Source organism: Desulfovibrio desulfuricans (genome assembly GCF_004801255.1).
GTDB lineage: Bacteria > Desulfobacterota > Desulfovibrionia > Desulfovibrionales > Desulfovibrionaceae > Desulfovibrio > Desulfovibrio desulfuricans_C.
On sequence record NZ_CP036295.1, the window covers coordinates 1,019,492 to 1,040,445 of the forward strand.

General features: G+C 60.5%; 12 protein-coding genes and 1 tRNA gene. 7 read left to right on the forward strand and 6 right to left on the reverse strand.

All coding sequences use genetic code 11. From position 1 onward, the window contains the following. Positions 1-4: 4 nt before the first annotated feature. The gene (locus DDIC_RS04300) at positions 5-2,068 is read right to left on the reverse strand and encodes an elongation factor G (RefSeq protein ID WP_136399303.1); all 2,064 of its coding nucleotides are present in this window, start codon (positions 2,066-2,068) and stop codon (positions 5-7) included. 223 nt (positions 2,069-2,291) lie between these two features. Here DDIC_RS04300 and DDIC_RS04305 point away from each other — a divergent pair, with 223 nt between their 5' ends. After that, positions 2,292-3,002, forward strand: a complete 711-nt coding sequence (locus DDIC_RS04305; protein ID WP_211088894.1) for a hypothetical protein — start codon at positions 2,292-2,294, stop codon at positions 3,000-3,002. A gap of 51 nt (positions 3,003-3,053) precedes the next feature. Here the strand turns inward: DDIC_RS04305 and DDIC_RS04310 are convergent, their stop codons facing one another. Continuing rightward, entirely contained in the window at positions 3,054-3,440 is a 387-nt protein-coding gene (locus DDIC_RS04310; protein ID WP_136401017.1) for an acyl-CoA thioesterase, read from the reverse strand. Between the two features lie 27 nt (positions 3,441-3,467). Between DDIC_RS04310 and DDIC_RS04315 the strand changes: the two genes are divergently transcribed. The 3 genes from DDIC_RS04315 (at position 3,468) to DDIC_RS04325 (ending at position 6,559) form a co-directional block, all read left to right on the forward strand. After that, positions 3,468-4,646 (forward strand): MltA domain-containing protein, encoded by a 1,179-nt coding sequence (locus DDIC_RS04315; protein WP_136399304.1) that lies wholly within the window; start codon positions 3,468-3,470, stop codon positions 4,644-4,646. Between the two features lie 560 nt (positions 4,647-5,206). Then, a complete protein-coding gene (locus tag DDIC_RS04320) occupies positions 5,207-5,701 on the forward strand; it encodes a helix-turn-helix domain-containing protein (protein ID WP_136399305.1) in 495 nt (164 codons plus the stop codon). Positions 5,702-5,800: 99 nt separating this feature from the next. Continuing rightward, entirely contained in the window at positions 5,801-6,559 is a 759-nt protein-coding gene (locus tag DDIC_RS04325; protein ID WP_136399306.1) for a DNA alkylation repair protein, read from the forward strand. A gap of 139 nt (positions 6,560-6,698) precedes the next feature. Here the strand turns inward: DDIC_RS04325 and DDIC_RS04330 are convergent, their stop codons facing one another. The 3 genes from DDIC_RS04330 to DDIC_RS04340 all read right to left on the reverse strand — a co-directional run bounded on the left by DDIC_RS04330 (position 6,699) and on the right by DDIC_RS04340 (position 10,955). Further along, positions 6,699-8,084, reverse strand: coding sequence for an aminopeptidase (locus tag DDIC_RS04330; protein ID WP_136399307.1), 1,386 nt, complete (start codon positions 8,082-8,084; stop codon positions 6,699-6,701). A 39-nt stretch (positions 8,085-8,123) separates the two neighbouring features. Next, complete coding sequence (gene selA / locus DDIC_RS04335; protein WP_136399308.1) at positions 8,124-9,560, reverse strand: L-seryl-tRNA(Sec) selenium transferase; 1,437 nt, start codon at positions 9,558-9,560, stop codon at positions 8,124-8,126. Positions 9,561-9,653: 93 nt separating this feature from the next. Continuing rightward, complete coding sequence (locus tag DDIC_RS04340) at positions 9,654-10,955, reverse strand: bifunctional folylpolyglutamate synthase/dihydrofolate synthase (RefSeq protein ID WP_136399309.1); 1,302 nt, start codon at positions 10,953-10,955, stop codon at positions 9,654-9,656. Positions 10,956-11,126: 171 nt separating this feature from the next. On the opposite strand from DDIC_RS04340, the gene DDIC_RS04345 reads away from it, so the two are divergent. Beyond that, positions 11,127-11,203 (forward strand) — tRNA-Arg (locus DDIC_RS04345). Between the two features lie 450 nt (positions 11,204-11,653). Here the strand turns inward: DDIC_RS04345 and DDIC_RS04350 are convergent. Beyond that, positions 11,654-12,406, reverse strand: a complete 753-nt coding sequence (locus tag DDIC_RS04350) for a LuxR family transcriptional regulator (protein WP_136399310.1) — start codon at positions 12,404-12,406, stop codon at positions 11,654-11,656. Between the two features lie 345 nt (positions 12,407-12,751). Between DDIC_RS04350 and DDIC_RS04355 the strand changes: the two genes are divergently transcribed. Together DDIC_RS04355 and DDIC_RS04360 are read left to right on the forward strand one after the other, a co-directional pair. Then, positions 12,752-16,201 carry an autotransporter outer membrane beta-barrel domain-containing protein gene (locus DDIC_RS04355; RefSeq protein ID WP_136399311.1) on the forward strand — a complete coding sequence of 1,150 codons (3,450 nt, stop codon included), beginning with the start codon at positions 12,752-12,754 and terminating at the stop codon, positions 16,199-16,201. 405 nt (positions 16,202-16,606) lie between these two features. After that, positions 16,607-20,824 (forward strand): hypothetical protein, encoded by a 4,218-nt coding sequence (locus DDIC_RS04360; RefSeq protein ID WP_168732462.1) that lies wholly within the window; start codon positions 16,607-16,609, stop codon positions 20,822-20,824. Positions 20,825-20,954 lie beyond the last annotated feature (130 nt).

Consider the following 20,954-nt stretch of genomic DNA (forward strand, 5'->3'; position numbering starts at 1 on the left):
GCCGTTATTCGGCTGCCTTGTGCTTCTGGTGTTCGGCAATGACCTTTTCGGCCACAGGCTGCGGAGCTTCTTCATAGTGGGCAAATTCCATGGTGAAGAAACCCTGCCCGCCCGTCATGGAGCGCAGATCTGGCGCATAGCGCAGCACCTCGCTCATGGGCACATGGGCCTTGATCTCTGTGCTGCCGCTCTGCGAATCGGAGCCCAGCACCTTTCCCCGGCGGGAGGAAATGTCGCCGATGACGTCGCCCATGCTTTCGTCCGGCACGGAGACCGTAAGCAGCACTATGGGTTCGAGCAGCACGGGCTTGAGGTTTTCCATGGCTTTTTTGAAGGCCAGCGAGCCAGCGACCTTAAAGGCCATTTCGGACGAGTCCACCGTATGGTAGCTGCCGTCGTAAACCTTGACGCGGAAGTCCACCACCTGGCAGCCGGCCAGAAAACCACGGGCGGCGGCTTCCTGCACGCCCTTGTCGATGGCGGGCACGTACTGGCGGGGGATAACGCCGCCCACGATGGCGTCTTCAAACACATAGCCCGAGCCGCGCGGCAGGCCTTCCATCTCGATCCAGCAGTCGCCAAACTGGCCGCGTCCGCCCGACTGTTTCTTGTGGCGGCCCTGCACCTGGCATTTGCCGCGTACGGTCTCGCGGTAAGGGACCTTGGGCGTCTTGAGGATGATGTCGACCTTGAAACGACGCTTGGCCTTTTCTACCGACAGCTCGATATGCAGCTGACCCATGCCGGAAAGCAGAATGTCGCCGGATTCTCCGTCGCGGCCAAGGCGCAGGGTGATGTCCTCGTCCAGCAGACGCTGTATGGCTGCATAGACCTTGTCTTCCTCGCCTTTTTCCTTGGGGGCGAGGGCGTAGGTAATGAGCTGGGGCGGCAGGGCGGGCATGGCGAGGGCAAAGGGGGCTTTTTCGTCGCTGAGGGTGTCGCCCGTGCGGGTGCTTTTAAGTTTGGCAACGGCCACTATGGCCCCTGGGCCGATGGGCTCCTTGCAGGGGGTCTGGGCTTTGCCGAGGATAAGCAGCAGGTTGCCAAGGCGTTCGTTTTCTTCGGTGCGGGAATTTTTTAGCGTGGCGTCACCCGAAATAGTGCCGGAAAGAACCCGCAAAAGCGAAAGCTGCCCCGCAAAGGGGTCGGCCAGCGTCTTGAAAACAAAGCAGGACAACGGCCCGTTGGGGTCGGGCGCGCGCTCTGCGCCGTCGCGGCCCGCAAAGGGCGGGCGGTCAAGGGGCGATGGCAGCAGGGCCGCAATGGCGGTCAGTACGGCTTCGCCGCCCTTGTTTTCAAGCGACGAGCAGGCCAGCACCGGCGCAAGCTCTCCCTTGAGCACGCCCGAGCGCAGGCCGGTCTTGAGGTCGTCTTCGGAGAGGAGGCCTTCTTCGAGGTATTTTTCCATGAGCAGTTCATCGCTCTCGGCGATGTTTTCCACCGTCACGTCGCGCAGCAGGCTTACATCGTCGGCCAGTGCGGCGGGAATTTCGGCCTCGGCTGTGGCGCCGTTTTCGCCAAACATGCGGGCCTTGCCCGTCAGCACGTCGGCCACGCCCACAAAGGATTCGCCCTGGCGAATGGGCAGCTGCAGCACTACCGGCTTGACGTTAAGCCCGGCCAGGCCGTCCAGCGCCATCTGAAAATCGGCCCGGTCGCGGTCCATCTTGTTGACCACGATAACTGCGGGCAGGCCTGCTGCACGAACAATATTCCAGAATTTTTTGGCAAGGGGGCGCACGCCGTCCACGGCGTCGAGCACAAAGACAACACTGTCCACACCCTTGAGCAGGCATTCCATGTCGCCGGTGAAGTTGCCGTCACCGGGGATGTCGAGAAGAAAATGGCGGTTTTTATTCCAGAGATAGGTGGCGCAGGATGGTTGGATGGAGCCGCGTCGGCGGGTTTCTTCGGGTTCGTAGTCAAGGCTTGTGGTTCCGTCTTCTACAGCCCCCAGGCGATTCACCGCCCCTGCCTTGTACAGCAGCATCTCAGCCAGAGATGTTTTGCCGCAACCGCCGGTTCCGACGATGGCGAACGTGCGTTGCATTTCCAGTGGAGTAGGCATGGTTGTCTCCCTTCGTAAGCGATATGGCGCGCCCTTGGCGGCCGGGTGAACTAAACTAGGGAAAGGAACAAAGCTTCCATCTGCTATTGGCTCCCACGTTACAGGCATGTCGCAAAAAAGGAAAGAGGCCGGAACTTTTGTCTTGAGGCTTTACGCTTGACAGCGAAGCCAGCCGCTGTGACAGTTGTTCGGATATATACTGGAGCAGGCGGAGGGAGCGGCAATGGCGCTATGGGAATGGGCCGCCGCTGGCGCGGTTTTTGTGGCGGTTGTGGTTTTGTGCGTACGTTTTATGAAGCGGGGGCTGACCACGCTGGAGGACGAGCGCGCCGAGTGCCTTGAGCGCATCCGCGAAATGGAAGACAAAATTAAGGAAGACCAAAAAAATATGGCTTCCAGTGAGCACCTGCGCGTAGCCCGCGCAGGGCTGGAGGATTTGTTGCGTCTGGCGGGCAACCCTGCGGACATGCGGATTGAGGCCGTGGCTCCCGGGCAGGGCGAGGCGCAGGGCGAGGCCCTGGTGCTGCATCTGCCAGGGGGCGAACTGCGCGTCAGCCTGAGCATGCGCGAGCGCGAGCTGCGCGGGGTGCGCAAGGTGGCCCACGGGCGCGGGCGCTGGCATTTGAGCGGCACGGGCGGGCACGAGGAATATGCCGATCTTGTGCCGCTTATGCGCGCCGTGAGCGCCAGGCTTGCCGCGCTCATGGGCGGGGTCGAAGGCGTCGCCGCGTCATTTCGCCCGCTGGGCGACCCTGCGGCCGATGTGCCGCCAGAGCTGCCGCATCTGGCGCGGCGTTTTGTCAGCGCCAAGGCGCCCCGGCCCAAGCGGCAGCCCGTGCGGCCCAAAGCAGACGAGGAGCGTATTGGCGATGTGCGGTTTGCCCGCAGAACCCCACGGGTACTCTCCGGCTCTGCCGGCAAAAAGCCCCGCTGAGCATGCATGCAAATAAAAAGCCGCCGCAAGGGCTGCGGCGGCAAGGGACTGTCAGGCTGTAAATGTGAGATTGCGGAACCAGTCCGGCACGGGAACCGGCCTGCCCTCGCGGTTGACCAGGGCATGCTGGGTCATACCCGTGGCAAGAAGTGTTGTCTTGTCCTCGTTCCATATCTCATATACAAAGCGCATGGATGCGCGCCCCCATTCGGCAATGCCGGCGCGTACAAGCACAAGATCATCATAACGGGCGGACGAACGATACCGGCACTGGGCTTCGCGCACGGGCAGGATCAGGCCTTTTTTTTCAACTTCGGCGTAGCTCATGCCGCAACGGCGGACGTATTCGCTACGCGCCCGTTCGAACAGGTGTAGATATTCTGCATAATACAGCACGCCCATTGTGTCTGTTTCACCATAGGACACGCGGTGCGGCATCCAAATATCAGGGGTGGGAAATTGGTCATGCACGAAACGGCTCCTTGTTATGCGTTTTCCGGGCATTATCGCAACGAACTTGTACAACGTACCGGCGGCATGTTGCGCCTGCTGTTGCTGCTGGCGCTCAGTATGGCGCTGTTTGCCTGCGCCAAGCAGGCTCCGCCGCCGTCGGTGGTGGAAAGAAACCTGCCGCCGGTGGGGTTTGAAACTCCGGAATTTTTTGTGAGCAACCTTGTCCCCGCCGGTCAGGATCTGACAAGCTGGAAGGATATGGGCCCCAGTGTGCGCAAGTCGCTACGCTACGTCAACAGCAAGCCCAAGGATGCCATAGCCGTGCAGCGCCCCGGCCTCACGGTCACCTGGGGCGATCTTGCGCGTACGCTTGAGCGCCTGCAGGAGCTCTTGCCCCGCCTCGACAAAGAGCCCGAGCTGCTGCTGGCCAACTTTCGCTGGGCGGAGGTGACGGGCGGCATCAACTACTCGGGGTATTACGAGCCTGCGGTGCGGGCCAGCCGTACGCGCAAGCCGGGCTATACCCAGGCTATCTACGGGCTGCCCCCGGACCTGAACAAGGTTATTGCCAAGCGCGGGCAGTATTATGACCGGCGCACCATTGAAGAAAAGCAGGTGCTTGCGGGCAAGGGGCTTGAACTGGCCTGGGCCGCCGACCCCGTTGACGTGTTTTTTCTCGAGATTCAGGGCTCTGGCCGGCTGATTTTTGACGACGGCACCCAGGCCTATGTCAACTACGCCGGGCAGAACGGCCACAAGTACAAAAGTTCTGGCCGCATCATGCGTGAAAAGGGCCTGCTGAGGCAGGGCGATATTTTTGAACAGCGCGAGTGGTTCAAAAACAACCCAGGGCGCGTGCGCGAAATTCTCAACGATAATCCTAGCTACGTCTTCTTTAAATACGGCATGCGCGGCCCCACGGGGGCCATGGGCTATCAGGTGGACGACTGGCTGACCCTGGCCACGGACAGGGGCTTTATCCCCCTTGGTTCCATAGTGGCCTACGGCGTTAACGTGCCCGACGAGACCAGGGGCAAGCTGCCGTTGCGCGGCATCGGTTTTGCCCAGGACGTGGGCGGTGCCATCAAGCGCAACCGCATTGATATCTTTTGCGGCGGAGACGACCGCGCCAACTATGTGGCCAGCCATCTTGACGCCAAAGGGCCTGCCTGGGTGCTGCTGGTGCGCTGACGCACGTAACTTCCGGTAAATGATGGAAAGGCCGAAGCGGCAGTACGCCGCTTCGGCCTTCTGTTTGCCGCGGTCCTTTTGGGCGCCGGTCTGCATGGCTTCTGCCGTAGACGTTGTGCTTTAGTTACAAATAGTTATCCTGTTCATTAGAAGCCTATCAATTTGCCGAGGTGCGGCAGAATGGTAAAAACACGCACATCTGATAATTAAACTCCTTGACTTATCTCACCTTATGGGTTTTTCTTAAATTGTACACTGACATCTTGTCCATTTTGGGACAACCCGTATTCGGGTAAGGCTTAATTGTGTACGGGAACTGCTTATGGGTTCCCCCTACTTTCTTCCTTTGGGGCTAAAATAATATTTTTGCCCCACATGCCGGTTGCGACCTGCAGTGTTCTGAAGCGTGACACATGTCACGGCCTCTCAGCATCTGTTTTGGCTGCACGGAATCTATGCTAGTTCTCTCTGTTTGGCGCATCGTTTCATGCAGCGCATTTTCGGGCTGTTTGCACTAACCAGACCACTCCTTTAGACAAAGCATCCTCGCGTCAGTTTTAATGGGTTTGCCAGATATCTGGCCTGCGCATAAACACGCTCCGAGCACCCGCTCGCCGCTCCCGGTTTCTTCGTTTGAACACGTTGAAAATCGCCGGGCGTTTGCACGCCTACAGCGTACAGGGGAGGCTGTTCACATGAGTGGAAAGGTTTTTGAGTATATGGCAATTATGGACCGCATCAAAACGGTCACGCAGTGCAGAACGCAGCAGGAACTCGCGCAGTTCTTTGATGTGTCGCAATCCTGCATCTCGGATTCCAAAAAACGGCTGGCTATCCCTTCAAAATGGCTGCTCAGCCTGCTGAAAAAAAAGGGCATCAATCCCGAATGGGTGCAGAAGGGCATAGGGCCCAAATTCCTTTTGCCCTATGATGAAGATCGGGGCGCTGTGTGCAGCATTTATGCAAGAACGCCGGACAAATGCCCGTTGCAGCATATTGTTGCTGATATCGGCAAGCTGGTTTCGCGGGCTGAGGGCATGGGGCGTAGCGCCTAGCAGTTTCTGTGCGCACCTTGCCCAGGCTGGATGCACAAATCCGCCCCCCAAGGGCGGAGCTGTGCAGGCGCACTGCAGGTGCACGGGGTAAGGAGCGGCATGTCCGTATCTTCTGCGCGTCTTGCCTTGCTGAACGGCGGGGTGGTCGCATCTGGCAATCTGGCCGAGGGGCTGGCGGTGGACTTTGCCGCCTTGATGGCTGTGGCGCTGCCGCAGGCCGACGTAGCCGCGCTAGATAAAATGCGCGCTGCTGCGGCGCTTGGCGTGTCAAAACGTATGCTGCTGGCTGGCGAGATTGTGCTTGATGCCGTGGGGCGGCAGGGGCTGACGGCCCTTGCCGGGCATGCCTCTGATACTGTCAGGGGGTGGGTGTGTTATGCGCTGGCGCACGATTACGAGCGCCACGCTGCCGCCAAGCCGCTAGAGCTGTTGCTGGAGGCTGTGCGCCCCCTGGCGGACGATGCGCATTTTGGCGTGCGCGAGTGGGCGTGGCTGGCCGTGCGGCCCCACATTGCCCGGCAGCCGAAGCTGGCCATCAGCCTGCTTGCGGGCTGGACGGCCGATCCCTCCGAGCGGGTGCGCCGCTTTGCCTGTGAAAGCACGCGGCCGCGCGGGGTGTGGTGCGCGCACATGAGCATTCTTAAAGAAAACCCGGAGCTGGGGTTGCCCGTGCTTGAGCCGCTCAAGGCTGACCCCTCGGTCTACGTGCAGGACAGCGTAGGCAACTGGCTGAACGACGCCGCCAAATCCCAGCCGCAGTGGGTACGCGCCCTCTGCGCCGCCTGGCTTGGTCAGGATGCGGGCAAGCCCACTGCCCATATCTGCAAAAAGGCACTGCGCAGTCTGGCAAAAAAATAAAATTTTGCGCAAGGTATGTGAAGGCCCGTACCGGCTGGCTGCAATAGATGGCAGGCAGAGCGGCACGGGCCTTTATCGCTGCGACAGCGGCATTCCGGCGGGCGGCAGATCAGTACGCCGCCCGCCGGGATGCCGTATGCTATATCTGTGCTTCGAGAAACGCGCGAAAGGCCTGCTTGGTGGCGAACAGGTCGGCGCTGCTGGACAGTTCAAAGGGGCTGTGCATGGACAGTATGGCAGGCCCAAGGTCGATGACCTGCATGCCGTATGCGGCCAGAAACAGGGCCACTGTGCCGCCGCCGCCATGGTCGACCTTGCCGAGTTCCGCCGCCTGCCAGGCAATGCCCTTGCCGTTGAAAAGCCCGCGCAGAACACCAAAAAACTCCGCATCGGCCTCGCTGGCGCCGTACTTGCCCCGCGAGCCGGTAAACTTGGAAAACACTGGCCCGTAGCCCAGCAGGGCGGCATTCTGTTTTTCGTGCAAATCCTGATAGTCGGGGTCCAGGGCTGCGGAAACGTCGGCGGAAAGGGCGCGGGTTTCAAGCAGCACGTGTGAGGACGGAACGTTTTTTTCCCACGCGCGGGCAAGGTCTTCGATGCAGTATTGCATAAAGCGCGAGGCCGCGCCCGTCGCGCCGTCCGAGCCGATCTCCTCCTTGTCCCAGAACATGACTGCCATGCTGCGCCCGGTGGCTTCGGCCTCCAGCAGGGCCTCCAGCGCGGTAAACACGCAGATGCGGTCGTCCTGCCCGTAGCCGCCGATCATGGCCTTGTCAAAGCCTACAAAGCGGGCCGGGCCAGCGGGCACGGCCTGAAGCTCGGCGGTGATAAAGTCTTCTTCGCAGATACCGTATTTTTTGTGCAGCAGCTCGAGCAGCTGTGTCTTGACCGGATCCTTGGGGGCGTCGTCCTTACTTGTTTTGCTCGCCTTTGGGGTGCTGTGGGCCAGGATGATATTGAGTTTTTCGGCCTCAAATGCTTCGCTTACGGGCTGCGTGACCTGCTTCTGCGCCAGGTGGGGCAAAAGATCTGCAATGCAGAACACGGGTTCGCCCGGCTTTTCGCCAATGGTTACGGCCAGGGTTTCGCCGTTTTCGCGCACAATGACTCCGTGCAGGGCCAAGGGGCGCGCCAGCCACTGATATTTGCGGATGCCGCCGTAATAGTGGGTTTTGGCCTGCGCCACGCCCGGCTGCTCCACAATGGGGCGCTGCTTGAAGTCAAGGCGCGGCGTATCGGCATGGGCCGCCAGCAGCGACAGCCCCTGGCTCAGCGGCAGCGCGCCCTTGCGGGCGGCAAATATGGCCTTGCCGCGCAGGGGCCGCATGACCCTGTCGCCGCCAAAGTCTTCTGCATAGCCGTTTTCGGCAAGACGCTGGCGCACGTATTCCACGGTTTCGCGTTCTGTTTTGCAGCGGGTAAGAAATTCAATGTAGCGCTGGGCGAGAGCTTCCATTTCCTTGCGGGTCTTGGCGTCGGCGTCGTCCCAGATGTTTTTGGGTTTGTAGGCAAGCGACTTTTCCATAATGCTATTCCTTTTATGCCGCCAGATGGCTGGCTTTATTTATGATGCCTGGCTGGTTGCAGCGGTCAGGGCCTGACGCAGCACGCGCAGCACTTCGGGGTATTCTCTGACATCAAGCGTGCGGGGGTCAAGGCAGAAAGCGTCGTCCTCCAGCCTGCCTATGAGCGGGGGCACTGTTTCCAGCAGGGCGGTCTTGAGGGCTGTGGGAGTGCACCGCAGGGGTTTGAGCCGCACCAGGGTGGTGGGCAAATCATACTGCGGAAAGGCCCCGCCGCCCACGCGCGATACGTCTTGGCGCAGGCTCACCTCGCACAGCTGCTCCTGCGCGTTGATGTTCTTGCGCAGCCGGTTGGCCAGGTTGCGGGCGGCTTTGGCGAGCTCTGCCGGGGGGCAGGTGATCATGCGCAGGGTGGGCACTCTTTTGCGGGCCTGCTCCGGGTCAAGGTACAGGCGCAGGGTTGCCTCCAGCGCGGAGAGGCAAAGCTTGTCGCAGCGCAGGGCGCGCGTGAGCGGGTTGTGTTTGAGCTGGTCGACCATGTCCTTGCGCCCTGTGATGATGCCCGCCTGCGGCCCGCCGAGCACCTTGTCGCCAGAAAATGTGGCAATGTCCGCACCTTGCGAAAGGACTTCGGGAACCGTCGGCTCGTTGGGCAGCCCGCAGGATGAAAAATCCATGAGGCTGCCGCTGCCAAGGTCTTCGATCAGGGGCAGGCCGTGCGCGTGCGCCAGCGCCGAAAGTTCGGACAACCCCACGGCGGCATGGAAGCCCACAATGCGGTAGTTTGAAGTATGCACCCGCATGAGGGCGCGGGTATTTTCATTAATGGCGGCGCTGTAATCGCGCAGATGGGTGCGGTTGGTCGCCCCTACCTCGCGCAGGGTCGCGCCGCTCTTTTCCATTACTTCGGGTATGCGGAAGCTGCCGCCGATTTCTACCAGCTCGCCGCGCGAGACAATGACCTCGCCGCCCTTGCAGAAGGTATCAAGCACAAGCAGCACGGCTGCGGCGTTGTTGTTGACCACAAGGGCAGCCTCGGCTCCGGTGATGCGGCAGATGAGCTCCTCGACCAGGGCATGGCGGCTGCCTCGACCGCCGGTGGTCAGATCAAGCTCCAGATTGCAGTAGCCGGTAGCGGCCCGCATGACGGCCTGCCGGGCTTCTTCCGCCAGCACAGAGCGCCCCATGTTGGTGTGCACCACAACCCCCGTGCCGTTGAGGGCCGATCTGAAGCGGGGCTGCAGCCTGCGTTGCACAAATGCCAGCAGCGCGGGCAGTTGGATTTCCAGGCCCAGTTCTTCGGCATTTTGGCAGGCTCCGGCGCGGATGGCCGCGCGCTTGCTGTCCCAAAAGGCGGCCACAAGGTCGCGCAAAAGCGCGTGCGGCGTCTGCTGGTTGTCGCCCAGGGCGGCATCGACGCGGTGCAGGGCGGCAAGGCTTGCATCAACAGAGGGGATGGCGCGAAAGAGATTTTGCATGGGCGTCCTTTTTTAATGCCAAAAGTGCAGCGCAGCAGCTTGCGCGGATCCAGCAGCCACGGCGGCCTGCACAACGGGCAGACCGCGCAGGCCTCAGGCTTGCCGGGCCTGTGGCTGCAGCAATCCCTGCGGATGCAGCGTAAAAAATTCCGACAGCAGATACAGCGAGCCTGTCATAAGTATGGGGCGTGCTTCGCTGGCCTCTGGCACAGCCTGCGCCAGCGTCAGCGCCTGTGCCAGCGCCTGCGGCCCCTGCGGCAGGGCCTGGGCCGTGGCGGGCGGCAGGCTGTTGCAGGCCTCGACAATGTCTTCTGCGGCGGCGGCCCGGTGGTTGTCGAGCGTGATCACAAACATGGGGGCTTCGCCAAGGTAGTGCTTGAGCATTTGGGCGGCGGGCAGCCAGTCTTTGTCCGCCAGACAGGAAAAGACGGCCCCGGCAGGTTTGAGGCCGTCGGCGCGCAAAGCCTTGATAAGGGCTGCCATGCCGTGCGGATTGTGCGCCCCGTCAAGCAGCAGCGGGGGCAGCAGGCCGTCGACGCCGGGCAGGCGTTGCAGGCGGCCCGGCATGAATGCCTGCGCCAGACCATGCGTCTGCGCCTGGGCATCGTGGGCATTTTTGTGCAGCAGCGGGGCGAGTTGTTGCCAGGCAGCAAGCGCCAGACCGGCGTTGGTGCGCTGGTGCGGGCCGTTAAGCCCAAGGCGCGAACCGGCGGCTATGGGGCTGGCCTTGATGAGTGGCGCTTTGTGGGCGCGGGCGGCTACATCCAGCGCATTGGCGGCGTCAGGAAACTGCGCGACGCTGCATACAGGCGCTGGGCCGCGTATGGCAGCGGCCTTGTCGGCGGCAATGTCGGCAAGCGTGGGGCCGATGATATCCCTATGATCGAGGGCAATGGGGGCATAGCACAAAAGGTCGGCGGCCACGGCGGTTGTTGCATCATGCCTGCCGCCAAGGCCAGCTTCAAGCACGGCAAGCTCCACGCCTTCACGCGCAAAAACCAGCAGGGCGAGTACGGTAAGAAATTCAAAGTAGGTCAGGTCGGGGGCGACGGCCATAACCTGATTGGCCGATTCGACCCATGATTCCGCAGGCCACGGGGCGCATACGCCATGCTCTGGCCCGCCGATGCGGATGCGCTCGGTGGGGCTGACAAAGTGCGGCGAGGTGTACAGGCCGACACGACAGCCGTGCGCCATGGCAAGCGAAGCCAAAAATGCCGATGTGGATCCCTTGCCGTTTGTGCCCAGTACCTGCGCCACAACAAAGGGCGGGCGGGTAAGGCTCAGAGCTGCCAGCGCCCGGCGCATGCGGCCAAGCCCCATATCCATATGAAAAAGTCCCAGGCTGTCCAGATGGCGCTGAATATCCGCAGGAGTGGTGAACATGTTATTCATGCGGCCAGCTTAGCGCAAAGCGCCGCGTATGTCAGCGGCAGAGCTGCTGCCCGCTGCGGTATGCCGCACCGAGCGGACCGCGTGCGCACTCAGATAAACGTGAGCGCTTGACGCCGTGGGGTGCTATCTCTATATTGTGCGCCACGCAAGGGCGCGTTGCGCCCGCCGTATGCGCCCGTAGCTCAGTTGGATAGAGCAGGAACCTTCTAAGTTCTTGGTCAGGGGTTCGATTCCTCTCGGGCGCGCCAATAAAATCAAGCTCTTATGGATAATAAGCCATAAGAGCTTTTTCTTTTGCCCCACACCTGCCCCACGCACTGTATTTTTGCTGAAAAAAAAACAACTCAGCCAATGTCAGGCAAAAGCCGTTCAAATGGCGTGGCGCAATGCGCGGCGTTTTCGTGGTGGGGTAACCCCGCGCGCAACGCAAGGGCGCAATCGTAGCCGCATAATCAAAAAAAAGGCCCCAGGGGGCCGTTCAGACAGATGACAAAGCCCGTCCGCGGGTTTTGCGCCGCCATCTTCGGCAGAGCCGCCGGGCGGAAAGGCAGGGCAATCCGTCGCTGAGGCGCGGCAAAGCACAACCTGCTGCTGATTCCCGGTCGTGTTGACTTTGCCAACACTCTCAACGGCCCCGTAGGCTGTTCTTCTTCTTCTTCTTCGTCTTTTTCTTCATTCCCCTTTCATTGGCGCATGCGTCAAACGTCAAGCAAACCAAAGGCGATGGCGCGCGCAACCGCATGGCTGCGGGTTGCGACCTCAAGTTCCCCCATTGCCTTCGCAATATGGTAGTCTACTGTTTTCGTCCCCACCCCAAGCTTCACGGCAATTTCCCTGCTCGACAGCCCCTGTGCAACCCACAGCAGGCATTCCCGTTCCCGCCCGGTCAGCGTGAGATCGCCAGCGCTGCGCTCCACCCCTTGAAGCTGTATCTGCATTCGGGTGTGTGCATGCAGCGCGGCAATCTGGGCAACATACCCCCATTCCGCCATGAGATGTTCAAACTCAACGGGCCGCATATCGTTTGACAACGACATGCCCGCAATGGGGTACCGGCCGGGGGCGCGCAGGGGAATGACAATGCCAACGGACATGCCGCACTCCGCGGCCTCGTTGACGATGCGGCGCTGAACCCGCGTCAGGTGGTGGCCTCGGTCCGGCCAAAGGGGCAAAGAATCGCGGCCAACCCGCAATGGCGCAAGGCTGCCCATGCAATGCTGCACAACCGGGTCGTTGCGATAATACTGCTCCGTTTGGTAGCGCTGCTGATAGGCGGCCGGAAAGTTGGACAAGGTTTCGACCTCAACGGCTATGCCGGTGGTTCCGGCATAGCCGTACATCATGAGGTCAAATCCCAATGATTTCAGAAAAGAGGTGGTCGCGCGCCACGTTTCGTGGACGGATTCGGTAGCGCCAAGGCCCGTGAGAAAATCGTCAAGGCAGCCGTTCATGGCGGGGCCTATTTTTTTTGTAGGTGAATAATAAGTAAAACCGGTCTGGTACGCTTGCTGTTTAGTAATTCTACTAGTTGCCCCGCCAGCTGTCTATTTGTATTAGCTCTTATAGAACTAGAAAATTGTTTGAGACTCTGAGCTGTTGGCGGATTATTTGAAAGGCGGAACACGCTTGCGGTGCACACAGCCAGCCTTGAGGTAATTTTCTGTGTCGAATTTCGGCAAAAATATCGCAGGCAGACGCAATGCGCAGCGTACTGGTGGGGACAGATAGGGCGGTTGCCGCAGCCCCCTTGAAGCCGCGTGGAAGAATAAAACAGTATAACCGCAAGGACCAGTGCCGTGTTTTCATTCCCTCACCTGTGCGGGCGTCGTCGTACGTTTTTTCTCCCGGCGGGGTTCAACCGCCTGCGCCGTTTTTTGGGCGCTCTCAACATGGTTATTCTGTTCCTGCTGCTGGAACTGGCAGCCGCGCCTTGCGCATTGGCGACCACGTATAATGTATCTGGAATCAAGTTCGGCAGCAGCATCAGTGCTGGTGACGAGTGGGTTGTGTCAATCGGCAATACGCTAGAAACCTACGGCGTGGCGAACTCCGGCACGCTGGCGAACTCCGGCACGCTGAACAATCATGACTATCTGCCGAACGCAAACGGCGGCACGCTGACGAACTCTGGCACGCTGAACAATTACTTTCGACTGGCGAATTCCAGCACGCTGACGAACACCGGCACGCTGAACAACTACAGCTCTCTGGGGAACTCCGGCACGCTGACGAACACCGGCACGTTAACGAACAACAGCCAGATGGTGAACGGCGGCATACTGACGAACTCCGGCATACTGACGAACACCGGCACACTGGATAACACCGGCACGCTGAACAATTATAACTATCTGACGAACGAAAGCGGCGGCACGCTGACGAACTCCGGCACGCTGAACAATGACTACCGGTTGACGAACTCCGGCACGCTGAACAATCAAAGCAGCGGTAGGCTGACGAACTCCGGCAGGCTGACGAACTCCGGCAGGCTGACGAACACCGGCACGTTGACGAACACTGACACACTGACGAACGAAAGCGGCGGCACATTGACGAACGAAAGCGGCGGCACGCTGACGAACACCGGCACGCTGACGAACAACCTCGGCGGCATGCTGACGAACACCGGCACTCTGAACAATGTCTATTTGTTGATAAACACCGGCACGCTGACGAACGAAAGCGGCGGCACGCTGACGAACGAAGACGGTGCCACGCTGACGAACGAAAGCGGCGGCACATTGACGAACGAAAACGGTGCCACGCTGACGAATACCGGCACGCTGACGAACAACCGTGGCGGCACGCTGACGAACGAAAGCGGCGGCACGCTGACGAACGAAAGCGGCGGCACATTGACGAACGAAGACGGTGCCACGCTGACGAACTCCGGCACGCTGACGAACAACAGCGGCAGCACGTTGATGAACAACGGCACGCTGACGAACGAAAGCGGCGGCACGCTGACGAACACCGGTACGCTGATGAACGTCATCACACTGACGAACAACGGCACGTTGACGAACTCCGGCAGGCTGGACAGTTACTACTGGTTGGCGAACTCCGGCAGGCTGACGAACACCGGCACGTTGAACAACCTCCACAACCTGACGAACTCCGGCAGGCTGACGAACACCGGCACGCTGACGAACTCCGGCATGCTCACGAACAACAGCAGCGGCACGCTGACGAACACCGGCACGCTGAACAACTACAGCTTTCTGGGGAACACCGGCACGCTGACGAACTCCGGCACGCTGAACAATTATAACTATCTGACGAACGAAAGCGGCGGCACGCTGACGAACAACAGTGGCGGCAGGCTGACGAACTCCGACAGGCTGACGAACTCCGGCACGCTGACGAATGACGACACGCTGACGAACGACGGCACGTTGACAAGCTCCGGCATGCTCACGAACAACAGCGGCGGCACGCTGACGAACACTAACACGCTGACAAGCTCCGGCATGCTTACGAACAACAGCGGCGGCACGCTGACGAACGAAAGCGGTGGCACGCTGACGAACTCCGGCACACTAACGAACACCGGCACGCTGACGAACTCCGGCACGCTGACAAGCTCCGGCATGCTGACGAACGAAAGCGGCGGCACGCTGACAAACTCCGGCACGCTGACAAGCTCCGGCACGCTCAACAATTACGGCTCCATCGACAATTCTGGCGGCACGCTGACCGTGGCCAGCGGCGGCGCATACAAGGGCTATTCCGGCTCCAGTTTGCGCAGCGGCACGTTCAAGGTGCTTTCCGGTGGATCGCTCGGCATGGCTGTTGGCTCCAGCCTGAACGTGAACAGCCTCTCTTTTTCCTCCGGGGGGGCATACTCCATTCTGGGTTCAAGAACAGGCACGGTAACGCTGTACGGAGCGGTCAACCTGCTCGACAGTTCGGACACGGCGTACACGGGCACGCTAACCAAGACCAGCAGCGGGTTTTTATTTTCAACTGTTTTTTCCGCCACGTCCGGGGCCAGTTTTGCCACGCTCACCTATACGGCCAAAAATCTGGGCGAAGTGGTGAGCGGCAACGCCAGCGCGCTGGACGGCGTGCGCGCAAGCGCCGCGTCTGGCTCATCCGTGGCAAGCTACTTCAACAGGCTGTACACCAGCAACGATTCCAGGCAGGTGCAGAGCGCCGTGCAGCAAACCGCGGGCGAGGGCGTGGTGAACGGCGGGCGGCTTGTTCTGGCTCAGGCGCAGGCCTTTCACGGGGCCATAGGCCAGCAGCAAAGCAGCTTTGGCTCCGGGCAGCATTCCCTGGCCCTGGGCGCGGCGCCGGGCTTTTGGTCCACGGCCGGGCAGCAGGGGGGCGACGTGTTTGCAACCATGAGCGGCGATTCCGGCCTGTTGCAGACCCTGGCGCAAATTGGGGCCATGAACAGCGCAAACCAGGGGCCGCAGCGCTCGGACGCCGTGGAATTTCGTGGGCAGGCGCACTGGCTGCATCAGGGCGCGCACGACGGCCTGAGCGGCTACGATGCCGAGATGGGCCTGGCGGCGCTGGGCTACGACACGCCGGTTTCCGAAAACGTGCGTATCGGCTTTGCCGGGGGCTTCAGCGGCGGGCAGTCGCGCGGGGCGGGCGTTACCAGCAACGTAAAGTCGTGGTTTTTTGGCCCTTATTACACCTTGAAGCTCGGCCAGATCACGCTTGATGGCGATGTGACCTATACCTACAGCCAGGGCAGCATGAACGGCAGTTACAGCTTCCCCGTGGCGGATTCCACCTCCGGCAATTTCAACGCCGACACGTTATCCGGCAACCTCAAGGCCTCGCACGCTTTTGAATTCGACGAGGGCGTGCTTCGGCTTATTCCTTCCGTGGGCATCGAGGCCATGACCACCCGGCGTTATGCCTTTACGGAATCGGGCAGTTTTATCACCCGGCGCTATGCCGCAGCCACCATGAACAGCGTGGGCATTCCCGTGGGCGCGGCCCTGCAACGGGACTTCGAATTCGGCAAAACCACGGTGACGCCGGAATTTTCGGCGTTCTACGTGCGCAAACTGGCCGACACTGCCCCCACCGCAAGCGTTACCCTGCTGGACAGCACAACATCTTCCACCACCAAGGGGGCGGACGCCGGGCGCGACCTGCTGCGCGCGGGATTTGGCATCCGTGCTGACCTTGGCGGCGGCTTTTCAGCCAGCGTCCGCTACACCGGCGAATTCGGCGACCGCTATACCGACAACGGCGCGGAGCTGATGCTCAAGTACGAATTCTAGGGGGCGGTGCGATGCATTTGAAAAAAAGAATTCTCTCACACAGCCAGCCTTGAGGTAATTTTCTGTGTCGAATTTCGGCAAAAATATCGCAGGCAGACGCAATGCGCAGCGTACTGGCGGGGACAGATAGGGCAGTTGCCGCAGCCCCCTTGAAGCCGCGTGGAAGAATAAAACAGTATAACCGCAAGGACCAGTGCCGTGTTTTCATTCCCACACCTGTGCGGGCGTCGCCGTACGTTTTTTCTCCCGGCGGGGTTCAACCGCCTGCGCCGTTTTTTGGGCGTTCTCAACATGGTGATTCTGTCCCTCATACTGGAACTGGCAGCCGCGCCTTGCGCATTGGCGACCACGTATAATGTATCTGGAACCAAATACGGCAGCATAAGTGCCGGTGACGAGTGGGTTGTGTCAATCGGTAATACGCTAGAAACCTACGGTGTACAGATCAATGGCACGCTGGCGAACTCCGGCACGATGAACAACTCCTTCAACTTGGAAAACCGCGGCACGCTGACGAACAACAGCGGCGGCACGCTGAACAATAACTTTATAATGTCGAGTTTCGGCACGCTGACAAACTCCGGCACGTTAACGAACAACCTCAGTCTGGGGAACTCCGGCACGCTGACGAACACCGGCACGTTAACGAACAGCTGCAGGATGTGGAATGGCGGCACGCTGACGAACACCGGCATACTGACGAACTCCGACACGCTGACGAACGCTGGCACGTTGGATAATTACTCCTTGTTGACGAACACCGGCACGCTGAACAATGAAAGCGGCGGCACGCTGACGAACACCGGCATACTGACGAACTCCGGCAGGCTGGCGAACTCCGGCACGCTGACGAACACCAACATGCTGACGAACGAAAGTCGCGGCACATTGACGAACGAAAACGGTGCCACGCTGACGAACACCGGCACGCTGAACAATCAAAGCGGCGGCACGCTGACGAACAACAGCGGCGGCACGCTGAACAATGCCCGTTTGTTGATAAACAGCGGCACGCTGACGAACAACAGCGGCGGCACGCTGAACAATCAAAGCGGCGGCACGCTGACGAACGAAAGCAGCGGCACGCTGACGAACAGCGGCACGCTGAACAATGAAAGCGGCGGCACGCTGGCGAACACCAGCGGCGGCACGCTGACGAACTCCGGCACGCTGACGAACTCCGGCACGCTGACGAACGAAAGACGCACGCTGACGAACTCCGGCACGCTGACAAACAAAAGCGGTGGCACGCTGACGAACGACAACTGCGGCACGCTGACGAACTCCGGCACGCTGACGAACGAAAGCGGCGGCACGCTGACGAACAGAGACAGCGGCACGCTGACGAACGAAAGCAGCGGCACGCTGACGAACTCCGGCACGCTGGACAGTAACTACATGTTTTTGAACTACCAAGGCGGCACGCTGACGAACACCAGCGGCGGCACGCTGAACGCCCACCACATAATGGTGAACAGGGGCACGCTGACGAACGATAACGGCGCCACGCTGAACATCAGCGGCGGCGGCTTGTACTCCTCCGGCACGCTGACGAACTCCGGCACGCTGGCGAACTCCGGCGGGCTGATAAACAGCGGCACGCTGAACAATCAAAGCAGCGGTAGGCTGACGAGCACTGACACGCTGACGAACGAAAGCGGCGGCATATTGACGAACGCAAACGGTGCCACGCTGAAGAATACCGGCACGCTGACGAACGAAAGCGGCGGCATACTGACGAACTCCGGCACGCTGAACAATGCCTATTTGTTGATAAACACCGGCACGCTGACGAACGAAAGCGGCGGCACGCTGACGAACGAAAGCGGCGGCACGCTGACGAACAACAGCGGCGGCACGCTGAACAATTACTACTATCTGTGGAACTACGGTGGGCTGACGAACGAAAGCGGCGGCACGCTGACGAACAATAGCAACGGCGTACTGTCAAACTCCGGCAGGCTATCAAACTTAGGCAGGCTGACGAACTCCGGCATACTGAACAATTACGACTCACTGGCGAACTACGGCACGCTGACGAACACCGGTACGCTGACGAACAACAGCGGCGGCACGCTGACGAACGGAAACGGCGGCACGCTGTACAATTACTACTCGTTGACGAACACCGGCACGCTGACGAACGCCGGCACGCTGACGAACGAAAACGGCAGCATATTGACGAACGGAAACGGCGGCACGCTGTACAATTACTACTCGTTGACGAACTCCGGCACGCTGACGAACACCGGCACGCTGACGAACGAAAACGGCAGCATATTGACGAACGGAAACGGCGGCACGCTGAACAATGACTATTTGTTGATAAACACCGGCGCGCTGACGAACGAAAACGGCGGCGCACTGACGAACTCCGGCGGCGGCACGCTGACGAACAACAGCGGCGGCACGCTGACAAACTCCGGCACACTGACGAACACCGGCACGCTGACGAACAACAGCGGCGGCACGCTGGCGAACTACATAACCGGTACGCTGACGAACACTGGCACGCTGAACAATTACAACGCACTGGATAACACCGGCACACTGGATAACACCGGCACGCTGGCGAACAACAACGGCGGCACACTGGATAACACCGGCACGCTGAATAACACCGGCAGGCTGACGAACAACAGCGGTGCCATGCTGACAAACGAGAGCTCCGGCACGCTGACGAACTCCTGTACGCTGACGAACTACGCCGATCTGGAGAGCTACGGCGTGTTAACGAACAACAGCGGCGGCACGCTGTCAAACACCGGCACGCTGACAAGCTCCGGCACGCTCACGAACAACAGCGGCGGCACGCTGTCAAACACCGGCACGCTGACAAGCTCCGGCACGCTCACGAACAACAGCGGCGGCACGCTGTCAAACACCGGCACGCTGACAAGCTCCGGCATGCTTACGAACAACAGCGGCGGCACGCTGTCAAACTCCGGCACGTTGACAAGCTCCGGCATGCTCACGAACAACAGCGGCGGCACGCTGTCAAACTCCGGCACGCTGACAAGTTCCGGCATGCTGAACAATTACGGCTCCATCGACAATTCTGGCGGCACGCTGACCGTGGCCAGCGGCGGCGCATACAAGGGCTATTCCGGCTCCAGTTTACGCAGCGGCACGTTCAAGGTTCTCTCTGGCGGGTCGCTCGGCATGGCTGTTGGCTCCAGCCTGAACGTGAACAGCCTCTATTTTTCCTCCGGGGGCACATACTCCATTCTGGGTTCAAGAACAGGCACGGTAACGCTGTACGGAGCGGTCAACCTGCTCAACAGTTCGGACACGGCGTACACGGGCACGCTGAACAAGACCAGCAACGGGCTTTTATCCTCCACTGTTTTTTCCGCCACGTCCGGGGCTAGTTTTGCCACGCTCACCTATACGGCCAAAGATCTGGGTAACGTGGTGAGCGGCAACGCCAGCGCGCTGGACGGCGTGCGCGCAAGCGCCGCGTCTGGCTCATCCGTGGCAAGCTACTTCAACAGGCTGTACACCAGCAACGATTCCAGGCAGGTGCAGAGCGCCGTGCAGCAAACCGCGGGCGAGGGCGTGGTGAACGGCGGGCGGCTTGTTCTGGCTCAGGCGCAGGCCTTTCACGGGGCCATAGGCCAGCAGCAAAGCAGCTTTGGCTCCGGGCAGCATTCCCTGGCCCTGGGCGCGGCGCCGGGCTTTTGGTCCACGGCCGGGCAGCAGGGGGGCGACGTGTTTGCAACCATGAGCGGCGATTCCGGCCTGTTGCAGACCCTGGCGCAAATTGGGGCCATGAACAGCGCAAACCAGGGGCCGCAGCGCTCGGACGCCGTGGAATTTCGTGGGCAGGCGCACTGGCTGCATCAGGGCGCGCACGACGGCCTGAGCGGTTACGATGCCGAAATGGGCCTGGCGGCGCTGGGCTACGACACGCCGGTTTCCGAAAACGTGCGCATCGGTTTTGCCGGGGGCTTCAGCGGCGGGCAGTCGCGCGGGGCGGGCGTTACCAGCAACGTAAAGTCCTGGTTTTTTGGCCCTTATTACACCTTGAAGCTCGGCCAGATCACGCTTGATGGCGATGTGACCTATACCTACAGCCAGGGCAGCATGAACGGCAGTTACAGCTTCCCCGTGGCGGATTCCACCTCCGGCAATTTCAACGCCGACACGTTATCCGGCAACCTAAAGGCCTCGCACGCTTTTGAATTCGACGAGGGCGTGCTTCGGCTTATTCCTTCCGTGGGCATCGAGGCCATGACCACCCGGCGTTATGCCTTTACGGAATCGGGCAGTTTTATCACCCGGCGCTATGCCGCAGCCACCATGAACAGCGTGGGCATTCCCGTGGGCGCGGCCCTGCAACGGGACTTTGAAATCGGCAAAACCACGGTGACGCCGGAATTTTCGGCGTTCTACGTGCGCAAACTGGCCGACACTGCCCCCACCGCAAGCGTTACCCTGCTGGACAGCACAACATCTTCCACCACCAAGGGGGCGGACGCCGGGCGCGACCTGCTGCGCGTTGGCTTTGGCATTCGCGCTGACCTTGGCGGCGGCCTTTCGGCCAGCGCCCGCTACACCGGCGAATTCGGCGACCGCTACACCGACAACGGCGCGGAGCTGATGCTCAAGTACGAGTTCTAGGGGGCGGTGCGATGCATTTGAAAAAAAGAATTCTCTCACACAGCCAGCCTTGGGGTAATTTTCTGTATCTGGTTGCGACAAAAATATCACAGGCTAACACAATGCGCAGCGCACTGGCGGGGGCTGGCTG